The organism is Marinobacter antarcticus (assembly GCF_900142385.1).
In the GTDB taxonomy this organism is placed as follows: domain Bacteria; phylum Pseudomonadota; class Gammaproteobacteria; order Pseudomonadales; family Oleiphilaceae; genus Marinobacter; species Marinobacter antarcticus.
The window spans coordinates 1917693-1931654 of the sequence record NZ_FRAQ01000001.1 but is presented as its reverse complement, the minus strand read 5'-3'; the positions used below and the strand labels follow the sequence as shown (position 1 = coordinate 1931654).

General features: G+C 55.0%; 11 protein-coding genes. 2 read left to right on the top strand and 9 right to left on the bottom strand.

The annotated features are described in order from the left end of the window. Positions 1-29: 29 nt before the first annotated feature. On the top strand, positions 30-758 hold the full coding sequence (locus tag BUA49_RS09070; protein ID WP_072796837.1) for a CsiV family protein: 729 nt from the start codon (positions 30-32) through the stop codon (positions 756-758). Here BUA49_RS09070 and BUA49_RS09065 read toward each other — a convergent pair. From BUA49_RS09065 to BUA49_RS09045, 5 genes are all read right to left on the bottom strand, one after another. Continuing rightward, positions 733-1515, bottom strand: a complete 783-nt coding sequence (locus BUA49_RS09065) for an S-methyl-5'-thioinosine phosphorylase (protein WP_072796836.1) — start codon at positions 1513-1515, stop codon at positions 733-735. The genes BUA49_RS09070 and BUA49_RS09065 overlap by 26 nt on opposite strands. Continuing rightward, positions 1515-2786 carry a mechanosensitive ion channel family protein gene (locus tag BUA49_RS09060; RefSeq protein WP_072796835.1) on the bottom strand — a complete coding sequence of 424 codons (1272 nt, stop codon included), beginning with the start codon at positions 2784-2786 and terminating at the stop codon, positions 1515-1517. The genes BUA49_RS09065 and BUA49_RS09060 overlap by 1 nt, the downstream gene beginning before the upstream one ends. 32 nt (positions 2787-2818) lie before the next feature. Continuing rightward, complete coding sequence (locus BUA49_RS09055; RefSeq protein ID WP_228704473.1) at positions 2819-3283, bottom strand: L,D-transpeptidase; 465 nt, start codon at positions 3281-3283, stop codon at positions 2819-2821. Positions 3284-3374: 91 nt separating this feature from the next. Then, entirely contained in the window at positions 3375-4052 is a 678-nt protein-coding gene (locus BUA49_RS09050) for a TetR/AcrR family transcriptional regulator (RefSeq protein ID WP_072796833.1), read from the bottom strand. A 60-nt stretch (positions 4053-4112) separates the two neighbouring features. Then, complete coding sequence (locus BUA49_RS09045; protein ID WP_072796832.1) at positions 4113-4967, bottom strand: hypothetical protein; 855 nt, start codon at positions 4965-4967, stop codon at positions 4113-4115. 215 nt (positions 4968-5182) lie between these two features. Between BUA49_RS09045 and BUA49_RS09040 the strand changes: the two genes are divergently transcribed. Then, positions 5183-5827, top strand: a complete 645-nt coding sequence (locus tag BUA49_RS09040) for a riboflavin synthase subunit alpha (protein ID WP_072796831.1) — start codon at positions 5183-5185, stop codon at positions 5825-5827. On the opposite strand, the gene BUA49_RS09035 is transcribed toward BUA49_RS09040, so the two are convergent. The 4 genes from BUA49_RS09035 to BUA49_RS09020 all read right to left on the bottom strand — a co-directional run bounded on the left by BUA49_RS09035 (position 5776) and on the right by BUA49_RS09020 (position 13857). Continuing rightward, entirely contained in the window at positions 5776-6918 is a 1143-nt protein-coding gene (locus BUA49_RS09035) for a methyltransferase (protein WP_072796830.1), read from the bottom strand. The genes BUA49_RS09040 and BUA49_RS09035 overlap by 52 nt on opposite strands. Before the next feature lie 193 nt (positions 6919-7111). Next, positions 7112-8173: a class I SAM-dependent methyltransferase gene (locus BUA49_RS09030; RefSeq protein WP_072796829.1), complete on the bottom strand. Its 1062-nt coding sequence runs from the start codon at positions 8171-8173 to the stop codon at positions 7112-7114. A 30-nt stretch (positions 8174-8203) separates the two neighbouring features. Next, positions 8204-8884, bottom strand: coding sequence for a carbonate dehydratase (gene can / locus BUA49_RS09025; RefSeq protein ID WP_072796828.1), 681 nt, complete (start codon positions 8882-8884; stop codon positions 8204-8206). Between the two features lie 83 nt (positions 8885-8967). After that, positions 8968-13857, bottom strand: a complete 4890-nt coding sequence (locus BUA49_RS09020) for an NAD-glutamate dehydrogenase (RefSeq protein WP_072796827.1) — start codon at positions 13855-13857, stop codon at positions 8968-8970. Positions 13858-13962 lie beyond the last annotated feature (105 nt).

The window sequence follows — 13962 nt, the reverse complement described above, 5'->3', positions numbered from 1 at the left end:
AATGGCCTGAATAGAATTGGAGCAACCTCTTGCAGACTGATGGTAATCGCTTGTGCCGGCTACTGGCACGCACACTACTGACGGCTTTTCTGCTCACAACTGCCATGGGGATCCATGCGCAGCAAACGCCCGACGACTATTACCGGGCCGAGTTTGTGATTCTGGAGCGCATCGTCGAACCAGGCGAGGTGAATGAACGCATGGTTAACCGTAAAGTGGAAGCGCCGGTGGATACCAGCGAAACTCTTTATCGTGTCGCCAGAGACGGAACGACCAGCTCTTCCCTCAAGCTCGTACCACGCAACGAACTTCATCTTGGGAGCGCTGCCAACCGACTGGAACGAAGCGGCCGCTACCGTGTACTCATGTCGGCAGGCTGGTACGAAGCTTTCCCGCCAGACTACAAAGGCCAGCCGCTGCGCATCGAAATTGGAGACTGGCTGGAGCAGGCGGGCCAGAGAGAGATTGAAGGGAACATCACAATCGATCGGCAACGCTACCTGCATGTCGCCGTTCACCTCAACCACTGGCAAGAAGGAAAAATTGCTGCGCCGGGGGTAACCCTGGTGAATGCAGATCAGACACCCGGCGCCAGCCCGGCGGCAAGCGCCGAGTTGGCTATCAAGCCTGACATACCGCTGGAGTTAGTGACCTGGATCCGCGAAACCCGCAGGATGCGGAGCGAGGAAATTCACTTCCTGGACTCCCCCACCATCGGCGTTCTCATATTCTTCAAGAAGGTTGAGGCAAAGCCATAAGGGCTCCTAGCCCGGCCATCGAGACTTCAAGAATCTGTCTGACACCAGACATGCCTTGCTCGATGGCCGCTTCGATTTCTTCCATGGTAATGACGTGATCTGACTTCCCGGCCGCCCGGTTTACCACAAGGCCAAGGCACACATACCGCATCCCCAGCTCAGCCGCCAGAGCGGCTTCCGGCATGCCGGTCATCCCTACCAGATCACACCCATCCCTCTCCATACGGCGTATTTCTGCCGCTGTCTCCAGCCTCGGCCCCTGGGTTGCGCCATAAACACCAAACCCGGCAAAGGACACCTCATGGGCCGTTGCAGCCTGCATCAGAACATCTCGCCCGGCCTTGTCGTAAGGCCAGGTAAAATCAATATGGGTCACTCTTTCCAGGTCACCCTCAAAGAAAGTGCCGGCTCTACCCCAGGTGTAATCAATGATCTGCTCTGGGATAACCACGCAGGCGGGGCCCATATCCGGATGTATCCCACCCACCGCATTCACTCCGATTACGGTGCGCACACCCGCGTCGTAAAGCGCTTTTATGTTCGCCCGATAGTTCACTTCATGAGGCGGTATCCTGTGAGGATTACCATGCCGGGACAGGAACACAACAGGCTGGCCATCGAGGCGCCCTTCGGTCAACTCGGATGAAGGTGCTCCCCAGGGCGTTTCCACGGTTCGCGCCCCCGTGATCTTCAGGCCCGACAGGGTAGTCAGGCCGGTGCCACCAATAATGCCAACCGCACTGCTGGTTTCAGACATCAATCTCCATCTCCCGTGTCCAGGGACTGTTCACCGACGTCACCCGCCTTTGTATCCCGCCGGCGACTACGCTCGTTGTCGTTACCACCCTCATCCGCATAGGCGATTTGTTTCCTGCCATTTCGGCCACCGTCTCTGGCTTTGCTGTCTCTATCGCTCTCTTGCTCTGAGGGCCGGCCATCATCACTGATGTGTATGGTTTGCGTGGGGAAAGCTACCTCGCCGCCGTGGCCTACGATAACTTCGCTGATTTTCAGCAGCACATCCTGCTTCACCTCATGAAACCGAACCCATTGGGTTGTCTTGGTAAACGCGTAAACCATGATGTCGAGCGATGACTGACTGAACGCCAGAAAATTCACAATCAACGTTTGCTTGCTATCAATGTCCTCATGCTTTTCAAGCATTGAGCGGATATCTGAAACAATAGTCTCCATTTGGCTGACATCCGCATAGCGGATGCCGATGGTTTCGTAGATACGCCGGTTGGTCATTCGAGAGGGGTTTTCTACCGCGATGACTGTAAACGTGGCATTGGGAACATAAAGAGGGCGCTTGTCAAACGTCCGGATAGTCGTAAGCCGCCATCCGATGTGTTCCACAGTACCCTCGATATTGCGATCCGGTGAGCGCACCCAGTCTCCGACCTTGAACGGCCGGTCCAGATGGATAATAAAGCCGCCGAAAAAGTTGGCCAGCAGATCTTTGGCCGCAAAACCCACAGCAATACCGCCCACACCACCAAAGGCAAGCACGCCCGAAATACTATAGCCCAGCGACTGCAGACTGATCAGTACAGCTGTAATGATCACCACCGCTCGCGAAAGCTTACTGATCGCGTTAATGGTGGTGTAATCCATGGGCTTTTTCATTTTTACCGGAGAGACAAGAATGCTCTCTCCTTCCTTTATCGTCCTGAGCAAGGCCCAGACAAAGATAAAAATGAAGCCGACCTGGAGCACCGTGTCATTGACTTTGAAGATCTCGGCGGATGAATAGCGATGGGCCACTTCAGCAGCCCAGTAAACACCTTGAAGCCAGACAAAAGCCACCACAGGTTTACGAGCAGCATGCAGCGCTGTGTCATCCCAGAGATTGCTGGTGCTTGCGCATTTTCGTTCCAGCGCAACAATAATATGGCTGAAAACATAGGCAACTGTGGCTGTGCCGAATACCAGTGCGAACACAACAATACCCACGCGCCATGCCTCAGACAGCAGACCGAAGTTCTCGATCCAGCTGTTTAGAATGGCCATCATTTCTCCGATCATCGGATTCCTCTAATCAGTGTTAACACTCTGTGTCAGCGGATAGTAACCGGCATACCTGGCCGGGCACAGTCAAACAGTTCAATGACATCGGCATTGCGCATGCGAACACATCCATGTGAACGCGCCAGGCCCATAGGCTCCGTATCGGGCGTGCCATGTATGTATATAAAACGGCGGAAAGTATCAACACCAGCACCACGGTTTTTTCCCGGTTCCAGACCACAGAGCCACAGTATGCGGCTCAGGATCCAGTCACGACCAGGGTGGCTGGCCGCAAGTGCCGGGCTGTATATCTCGCCGGTGGGCCGACGGGCACGGAAAACGGTGTTGGCAGGGAGCCCGGAACCAATCATCGCGCGTATATAGTGCTCACCTCCCGGTGTGCAACCACTGCCATCCTGCGCGCCCACGCCATTAAGCGCGGAGGAAACAGGATAGCGAACGATAACGCCCCCGCTGGCATCGAGCAGCGCAAGGCTCTGACCATTCAGGGTGATGTCAATTGAACAGGCACTGCGGTTGTGGTGGTTCACAACGGGTCGGGCTCCCTCCAGGATTCAGGAGGAAGCCTAACCGAGAGGATACAGATCAGGCAACCGGGATCTTATCGGCGGCGGAGGGAATCAGCAAGGCATCGTGCGCCTGCATGCCGGCTGCGAGGAAGGGCACAAGACGTGCGGCAATTTCCTGAACCGTGGTTTCCACGCCCAGTTTGTTGCGCAAAATGTCCTGAAGGGCATCGCTGCTGGACATGGTAAACGCTGTCGCTCCAAGCATGAACTGGATGCGCCAGTAACGATCTACAGCTGAAAGTTGCGGCGTTGCTTCTTTCAGCAGACGCATGAAGCGACTGAAAGGCTGACTGTATTCCTGCTCCAGAAACTTGCGCAAGTGCCCTTGCGACTGAGTATACGCCAGCCCAAGAAGCCGCATGAAAATCGAAATGCCCTTTTCATTCCGCTGTGGCATTCGAATGGCGCTCTCAGTGAGAGCCCACAAAGTCTGGTTCAGTGTTGGCGGACTGCCGTCACAACGAGCTTCCAACCCATCAAACGCGTTTTCAAGAGTCGCTGAAAACGGCGTCAGAAAACGACCAAAAACAGCATGGATCAGCGCGTTTTTGGAGCCAAAGTGGTAATTCACAGCGGCCAGATTTACTCTGGCCTTGCTGGTAATCATGCGCAGTGACGTCTCTGAAAAACCACGTTCAGCAAACAGTTCTTCTGCGGCATCAAGGATTCGATCAACAGTATCTGACTGGGCCATTTTGTTTTCAGTGCCTCTAGCAAACGTCTGTTTGAAACATACGTTTGAAGGACATTTATGTCAAGTTCTGTCCTCCGGCTCCGCAGCCGCTTTTTCCCAGCCCTTGTCGATGGCTTCCTGATTACCTTCGAAAAAAGCCGCCTGAGCCCGACCATAAGCATTCTCCGCTTCAAGAAGATAAATCAGATAAAGCCTCACATGCTCCCGTCGGGACAGCGCCCGGGGCAAAGATTTCTGTTCCGACAGGTGCAGCAGGCTACTGAACCTGGCATTTTTCAGGGCGGGGTTAAAGTCTGCCATTCGGGCACACTGCCAGATCAGCCCCTCTTTGCCCTCCAGGTGCTCGGCGTGTTTCCGTGCATCACGCATCATGCGTTGGCGCTTGATCAGTAAGTCCAGATAAGACGGCGCCGATGTATAAATCCGGCGAACGGCTGGAATACCCAATAGCAGAATAATGATAAAGGCCCCAAACCCGCCCCCGGCAATCCAGGCAGGCACAAAGCCTGTCAGACCGCTGAGGAATATGGTTGCAGCGACAATCGCACTGAACATCCACAGATCCCGGCTTCGCCGTGCGGCCGCAACACTGAAGTTATCAGGCCAGTCGTTCATTGCCAGCAAATCAAAATCCATCAGCAGCACACGATCGCATTGGCGCAACATCAGTCTCAGGGTGCGCTGACGGGATTCAGCCCTAACGGGGCCTGCATCGCCAGTGGCTTCGACGCTGTCTATCGACTCTGCGTCGGGCTGATTGTTATCTACCTCAGCAGTCCCGACGGCGCTGTTTCCAGCGTTTGCAGAGACTTCTTTCTGAGAGACAGGCGCCGGATCAGCCGAGCGCCCAGGATGCAACACGGCATCCTGGGCGGCTCCTGTTAAAGCTTCTGCAGCATTCTGATTCCGGGCCATGGCGGTTTATCCCACTCGTTATAGAGCCTCTGATTTAAGAATGTGCTCTAACAGGGTATCGACAAGCTTTCCTATATCTTGAGCCGGGATGTTCCGGATAGCATTTTCCCGCCCTCAAACTTGGCAACAGCTAGCTTGCTGGTTATCCTTCCTATCCGTTACGGCGCTCTCTAATACACTCTCCAATGCACTCTGCGCTCTAAAGAGGTCTGCTTATGTTCACCGGTATTGTTCAGGGTATTGCTGTTGTTGAAGATGTCACCGCTGCAACCGGGCTGAGCACTTTTGCAATCCGCTTGCCGGATGACAGCGCAGATGGCGTAAACATTGGCGCGTCGGTTGCTATTAATGGTACTTGCCTGACCGTTACCCGCCAGGCAGGCAACACGCTGTTTTTTGATGCCATGCAGGAAACCTTGAGACTAACAACGCTTGGCGACCTGGAGCCCGGACACAGTATTAACTTCGAAAGAGCGGCGCGGATCGGCGATGAAATCGGCGGCCATTTGCTGTCGGGGCACATCCACACAACCGCAAGCGTCATTGAGATTCTGCGCCCGGAGAACAACGTGACGATCTGGTTTGAAGTTCCGGAGCAGTGGGCTCGCTACATCTTTCCAAAAGGCTACATTGCAATCAATGGCGCCAGCCTGACCATCGGTGAGGTAGCCCGCAACCGGTTCAATATTCACCTGATTCCCGAAACCCTGAGAGCCACAACCTTTGGTGCAGTAGAAGAGGGAATGAAGGTCAACATCGAAATTGACAGTCAGACACAAACCATCGTGGATACACTGGCGCGCCTGGGTTATGACAGCCAGGCTTCGAAGACCACAAATTTGGGATTGGCATCCAGCTGACGGAGGTGCGGAAAGAAACGCTGCAAGCTTCGGTGGTAACCAAGATGCCGGTTCCCCACCATAAGCAGGCGACCGGTTTCAGACAGATTCTGCGACGCCTGCTCAAACAGCCGCAGTGCAATATGATCACCCACTACACCGCCTTCATGAAAAGGTGGGTTTAACAGGATTCGTTCGAACGGCTCGCTGCCCCCGGCAACTCCATCCGCATGCATGAACAAACCCCTGGCATCAGGAAATGCAACCTCTGTGTTCCGGCGAGCACTCAGAACTGCCTGGCTGGATACGTCGCTGAAGGTCATATCGATACCCGGTTGCGCGGCCAACGCACTCAGGCCGAGAATGCCGTTACCGCAAGCCAGATCCAGCACTCGGGCACCGGGAAGGCAAGACTTAAGGGTGGGTTTGAGGTGGGGCAGCATCAGCCGTGTGCCAATATCCAGCTTCTCCCGCGCAAATACCGCGGGCATGGCGGCTACATGAACGCCTCCGCTCTCCAACTCATAACCCTTCCAGGTACCCGACCAGCCGTCCAACGGCGCCTCACCGCGACCACAGGTCATCATGCGAGCCTTTTTTACCGCACGACCCACGCTCTGAACCGCCACAGCCCCGGCAAAAACGTCCACACTGCGATCTGGCAGATGCTTGATCATGCCTGCAGCCAGTATCACCCCATCGGGTTTGAGCGCGCCATTGGCCCAGCGCAGAAGCCAGGCCAGATAATCCGCTTCCCGGGGAATCTTCAGGAGAACCAGATCGTAAGTGCCAGCGGGAGGCTGCAACCAGCTGTATACCTGCTCAGGAGCCGAACTGCCGGGGTTCAGTCTCGCATTCAGCTCCAGTGCAGCGCTTAGCTGAGCGCTATCGGCAACCACGTCTGGAGAAAACCGCGACAACCCCAGCGTCAATGCCCCATATTGGTCATCAACCACCAGAACCCGGGATTCAGGCGCAGCTTCCAGGCGGCTCAAAGCTTCCTGCAAGAGCAGTTCGTCGGCAGAGCTCCAGGCGCGAAGGCTCGGATCATCTGTACCGGGCCGGCTAAGCGTCAGGCTAACACCGGGAAAATCCAGCACAGCGGTTGTCATATCAGGCATCCAGAGGGAAGTTCGCAGAAAAATGCCATTTTAGGCTGATTACTCTAAAAAATAACCCTAATGTTTAATCTGTTCACCTTAAGGAGGTTCTCTTTAGGAGGGTTATTCTTAAATACTTTCGTGGTTAGCTCCGTTTTTCCGGACGCCAACCTTTTGCCCCTTACCCCTGGGGCTTTTTTCGTTATTAGCCCCGAAAAGCACGGTAAACGGTGAAGCGCCCGTCTTCATGCAGGCGCTCGACGCGCCCGATGTGCCGCTTGATCTGAACCTCATAGGGTAGAAAACTGTTCGCCACCAGGCGCAGCTCGCCGCCGGGTTGCAAGTGTCGCTTCACGTCCTGAAGGAACTGCTCTGTCATAGATGTATCGGTTTTCACACCGGTATGAAAGGGAGGATTGCTGATAATTCCGGGCCAGAGGCCGTCAATGCCCGCGAGACCGTCTGAGGCGAATATCGTACCGGCAGCGCTATGACGCCGGTAGGTTTCCCTTGCGCAAATAACCGCCTGCGACTGGACATCCACGCCGTCAACATTGGCAACGGGCATTCCCCGCGCTGCCTGAAAAGCCTGAGTCCAGGCACCGATCACGCCCGCACCACAGGCAAAATCCAATAGTCGGTCAGCGCGGACCGGCTGCTCTGCAAGGGTTTCCAGCAGCATGCGCGTTCCCTTATCCAGACCATCCTGGCTGAAGATCCCCGGCAACCCGGCAATCTCTAAGGATACTCCCGCACACTCAATCGAGCTCCAGTTCAGCCAGTCCTGAACCCGAAACCCGGGAGCGGGCTCGATCGCTTCTGCACACCAGACCTGGCAATGGCGTGCACTGTCGACCTTGGTCGCCTGCGGGGCAACCGCTTTCAGCTGCTTGATCGCTCCGGCAATGCCTTCCTTTTTTTCGCCGACCAGTATCAGCCGCGCATTTTCTGCCGCCAGCGAGCGCGCCAGCGCCAGGCGCATTTCCAGCTCGGCACGGGCTTTTGGCAGAAACACCACGACGCTGTCGTAGCGGCCTTCTGCCAGTGCCGGGTCTTCATAACCAAAACTGGCCTGCCAGGTTTCATGGTGCTCAAGCGCACCAAAGACTCCGGCATGCTCGCTCATGGCAAGGCCGCTGAGAGGAAGCTCCGGCAGCAGGGATGCGGACGCCACACCCAACACAGCCAGCCGACCGGACAACAAGTGCTGGTTTTTAAGCAGCGCCTGATGAGAGTTCGGTAAAGAGGAGCCAGATAAACTTTGCATGGGTTGGATGATGCCGTTTTGCGGTGAAAATTAGACTTTTTTCTGGCGACCTGAGCGCACCGGGCGCAATATCAGCTCATCCAGACTGTTCTGTTTGACCTGTTCCCAGTCTTCAGCGCCGGAAACCGATAAGCCCATGTCCCGGAGTATGCCGTCCGACACATCGTATACGAAGCCATGAACATTCAGCCGCTGGCCACGCTTCCAGGCTTCCTGAACGATGTTGTTCTGGCACACATGCCCTACCTGCTCAACCACATTCAGTTCACATAACCGGTCAACCCGATCGAGCTCACTGCCACTTGCATCGAGTACGGACTGATGACGATCGCGCACATCCTGAACATGCCTTAGCCAGTGACTGATCAGTCCAAAGCCTTCGTTACGCAGAGCGGCTCTGACACCACCGCAGCCATAATGACCAACCACAAGAATATGCTTGACCTTCAGTACTTCTATGGCGAACTGCAAAACGGACAGGCAATTGAAATCCGTATGCACTACTACGTTGGCAACGTTGCGGTGAACGAAAAGCTCACCAGGCATAAGATCAACAATCTGGTTAGCGGGCACACGGCTATCGGCACAGCCAATCCACAGATATTCAGGCGCCTGCTGGTTCGACAGGCGATGAAAAAACTGCGGATCCTCAGCCTTGATGCCATCGGCCCAGGCCCGGTTTTTTTCAAGAAGATGGTCAAGCTGCCCCATTTAAAGACTCCGTTTCGTGATTCCCGGTCACGATTGAACGGGAATCACGGCTTCAAAGCAATACTCAGTTTGTCTGAATCATCTCATGAAGTCTTTTCGGACTGATTGTCGCCGTGGGTCTGATGCATCGTGCTTTGCGCCAGGTCCAGCAGCTCGCGCAGAGCAACCGAGAACATGGCGTATTCCGGCTCCCTCACACCCTTGAGTTCCAGCAACATGGTTTTCCAGCGCTCAATCATGGGCTCGTGCCGCTGCAGCCAACCATCTACGCAAGCAGGCACGTCTTCCGGTTTCTCTGCCAGATTCAGCACACCGGTCGTCAGCGCGCGCTGCTGCCAGTCCAGATCTTCACGGAAGCTCTCCCGCGCCAGCGCCTGCCAGTGTGATGCCGGCGTAAGGCTGGCAATAGCGGTGGCGAACCAGTTCAGGTCTAGCCGATCGCCCAGCTCATAATAAAGATTAGCGACGGTTTTCAGCGGCATGCCGGTAGCTTCCTGAGCCTCGATAATGCCAAGCGACGAATACAGATAGCCAGTGCCCGACACGACAGAAGCCAGTTCCACCGGAAGCCCGACTCTGACCAGCGCCTCGTTGCGCTTTTCCCAATTGGCGCGGGCCTGGTCGCCCAGATATTCCGGCAAGCCCGCGGTAATAGCCCAGACACTGTCGGCAAAACGTTCCATGTGGCTCTGAATGCTGAGCTCTGCCCGGCGATTACGTAACAGCCAGCGCACAGACCGGCGCATCAGACGCATGAGATCCCGCATCAGCTCCATCTGCAACTGCGGCGGAATGTGGAAATCGAGATCTTCGATCTTGTCCCACCAGTTATCAATCCGGTAGACATCCCGGGCGATAAGCCATGCCAGCGCTATGGACGCTGCGTCTGCCCCGGTAGACTGACTCAGGCGCTCCACAAAGGTAATGCCCATGTGGTTAACCATGTCGTTAGCGACCTGTGTGGCGATAATCTCACGCCGCAGCTGGTGCTCACCGAGTTCTTTTGAGAACTTCTTGGTCAGATCGCGCGGGAACACCTTGTACATTTCACGGGCAAGCAACGGATCGTCCGGAAGGGTACTATTTATCAGAGTCTGTTTTAAATCGCCTTTGACATAAGAGATCAGAACCGACAGTTCAGGGCGGGTCAGCCCCTTTTTGTTCAGCTTGCGCTCAGACAGGGTTTCATCATCCGGCAGGAACTCCAGAGCCCGGTTGAGTTTGCCTTCGCTCTCAAAGGTGTTCATCAGCCTGCGGTATTCCTCCAGGCGCGTTGCTGCATCGTCGTTGGCAATACTGATAGCCTGAGTCTGCCGGTAGCTGTTCTTGAGAACCAACGCTGCAACATCGTCTGTCATTTCTTCCAGCATGACGTTGCGCTGCTTGGGCGTAAGATCTCCCATGACGACGGCACGATTGAGCAGGATCTTCATATTGACTTCATGGTCCGAACAATCGACACCGCCGGAGTTGTCAATAAAGTCTGTGTTCAATCGCCCGCCCTTCAGGGCATAGTCAATACGGCCAAGCTGGGTCATACCCAGGTTGCCGCCCTCACCTACAATCTTGCAGCGCAGTTCCCCGCCATTGATGCGCAGGCCGTCGTTGGCTTTGTCTCCAACATCACTGTGGGATTCGCGACTGCCCTTGACGTATGAGCCAATGCCGCCGATCCAGAGCAGGTCGACCTGGGCTTTCAGAATGTGGGAAATCAGCATGTTCGGGGGCACGCGGTCGGAATTGACTCCCAGAAGTTTTTTGATTTCCGGACTTATCGCTATGGATTTGGAATTGCGGCTGAAAACGCCACCGCCCTTGGAGATCAGCTTGGTGTCGTAGTCTGTCCAGGCTGAACGGGGCATATCGAACAGTCGCTTGCGCTCTTTGTAGCTCTTTTCCGCATCCGGTGAAGGATCCACGAAAATGTGAATATGATTAAACGCTGCCACCAGGCGGGTTTTCTCGGAGCTCAACAGGCCGTTCCCGAATACGTCCCCGCCCATGTCGCCGATACCAATTGCGGTAAACTCATCCACCGCCGGGTTAATGCCCGCTTCGCGGAAATGCCGTTCTACAGACACCCAGGCACCCCGCGCGGTAATGCCCATCTTCTTGTGGTCGTAGCCATTGCTGCCACCGGATGCAAACGCGTCGCCCATCCAGAAGTTGTATTCCGCCGCCAGGCCATTAGCAATATCGGAGAATGTGGCGGTACCTTTGTCCGCTGCAACAACAAGATAGTGATCATCCGCATCGTGGCGAACCACGCGCTCCGGGGGCTGGATACCAGAATCCACCAGGTTGTCGGTAATATCGAGCAGCCCCCGGATAAAGGTCTTGTATGCTGCAATGCCTTCCGCCTGGAAAGCTTCGCGGTCAGACGAATCCGGCAACCGTTTGGCAACAAAACCGCCTTTGGCACCCACCGGCACGATTATCGCGTTTTTCACCTGCTGAGCCTTTACCAGGCCCAGAACTTCGGTCCGGTAGTCCTCAAAGCGATCAGACCAGCGCAACCCGCCCCTCGCCACCTTGCCACCGCGCAGGTGAACACCTTCAACCCGGGGCGAGTATACGAAGATCTCGAACACGGGTAATGGCAATGGCATGTCCGGAATCCCGGAGGGATCAAACTTCACGCTGATGTAAGACTTGGGGCCGCCAGCTTCGTCGAGCTGATAGTAGTTGGTGCGCAGCGTAGCCTGCATCAGTTCCAGATAGAGGCGCAGCACGCGGTCTTCACTGAGGTTTTCCACCTCTTCCAGCCCCGCATTAAACTCAATTTCCAGTTTCTGCTGGGCAGCCTGGCACTTGCCATCACTTTGATAACGATCCGGATTGAAACGTATCTCAAAGTACTCCAGCAAAATCCGGGTGAGCTCAACATGATTCACCAGCGTGTTGGAGATGAAAGTCTGACTGTTGGAAAAGCGGATCTGGCGCATATAACGAGCGTAAGTGCGCAGCAACGCAATTTCCCGCCAGCTCATGTAAGAGGAAATGAGCATGCGGTTGAAGGCGTCATTTTCCGCTTCGCCGTGCCACACCCGATGGAACAGGTCTTCGAAGATGGGCCGTATCCGGTGGATATCCACTACATTACCGCTGTGGGCATAGAGGGTGAAATCATGAATCCAGACGGTTTTGTTGTTACGGTCGGTTACTTCGAACGGGTGCTCACCCAGAACACGGAAGCCCAAATTGTCGAAAATGGGCATAACGTCCGACAGCGGCAACGGCTGGTCGGGATAGAAGAGCTTGAAGTGAAGCGTGCTCTCATCCTCTTCCAGGGCCCGGTAAAAGCTCATGGCCAGGTCGTTTCGGGTAGAGGCTGCCGATATATGCTCAAGATCAATAGCCGCCCGGCGCGGCGAGAACATCTCGATGTAACTCGCAGGGAAGCCCGCGGCCCAAAGCCGATATAGCTCGTTACCTTCCTCTTCGCCGAAGGTCTCGCTAAGCGCTCCAGAGAGGCCGTCGCGCCAGGACTGAGCCATCTCGATGACCTTTTCCCGTATTTCAGCGATCGGCAACTTGCGGTTTTCAACCTGGGGAACACGAATGGTGAACTGCACCCGGGCCAGCACAGACTCCGAGAAGTGCGTAACAAACTCGATGTCCTCAGCTTCCAGCCGGTCCAGAAGTACCTGCTCCACCTTCAGACGAAGCTCGGTGTTGTAAATGTCCCTCGGGAAAAACGCGAGACAGGTAACAAACTGGCCGTATACATCCTCGCGCATGAACAGCTCAATGCGACGCCGCTCCTGTATATACAGGATATTTTTCGCCACATCCAACAACTCATCCTCGGCGATCTGGAACAGCTCGTCACGGGGATAGAGGGTAAGAATCTGCTCCAGCTCCTTACCCGCGTAATCTGCGCGCAGGAACCCGGAATGTTTCATCACATTCTGGAACTTGCGTTTGAGCAACGGGATCTCATCAGGCCGCTCATTGTAGGCCCGAGCCGTATACAGGCCGAGGAAACGGCGTTCACCAACCACCTCGCCTTTTTTGTTGAATTTCTTGACAGCAATGTAATCCGGGTAGGCGGGGCGGTGAACCCGTGAACGCTGGGCAGACTTGGCGAAAATGAAAATATCGTCGGCCCGCGTCATTTCATGGCGGGTGCGCTGGGGCAGCTCGTTGAGGTGAACCCGATCAGGCCGCTCATTATTTACGCGAAGAATCCCCAGCTCGGAATTCTCCACCCGTCGAACCACCATGCCCGACTTGTCACTGGCGAAGTCGTACTCATCGTAGCCAAGAAAGGTAAAGTGATCGCTCACCAGCCAGCTCAGGAACGCTCGGGCTTCCTCCTTTTTCTCGCTGCTGATCCCTGCGGTAGTGGTTTCCAGTTCTTCAATGACCTGGTTGACCTTGTCGATGACAACCGGGAAATCCGCGACCGCAATGCGCACCTCGTGCAACACAGTTTGCAGTGTCTGCTCCAGATCTTTCAGATCCTCTGGATTGCTGTGCCTGTCGATTTCCAGAACAATAAACGCTTCATAGGCAGAAGCGGAATCGCTTTTTTTGGTTGCTAGCAGCTTTTTGAGCTTTCCGGCTTTGTCTCGCTCCAACTGAAGTATGGAATGCTGGATCGAGTGCGTTCCGATTTCCCGCTGATTAACAGCTATCCGAAGGGAGTCGATCAGGAACGGGATGTTCGGATGCAGAACGAAAACAACGGTATGGGTAGATTGCCAGCCGTCGCTTTCCAGATCCGGATTGAATACCGCAACAGGCGTTTCGTCGGCGCTGCGTTTCTGCAAAAACTGCCATGCGGCCAGTGCTGCGCCGTAGGTATCGGAGAGGCGTCGACTGACGAGCTCCTCCAGAGGAATGTGGGCGTAATGTTGCTTTACAAACTCGCTGATTTTTTGGGCTTCGGCTTTGGCGATCTTTCTGGAAAACTCTTCCGCCAAGAGCTGGAAAAACTGATCTTTGCTGGCCACTGTCAGCGCATTCATGGGCGACCTCAGATAGTGTGAAATAAACGTAATCGGGATATCGTTAGATAAGCATAGTCAAACCCTTGATTTTTGCCGGCCAGACACCAAAACTGCGACAACTAC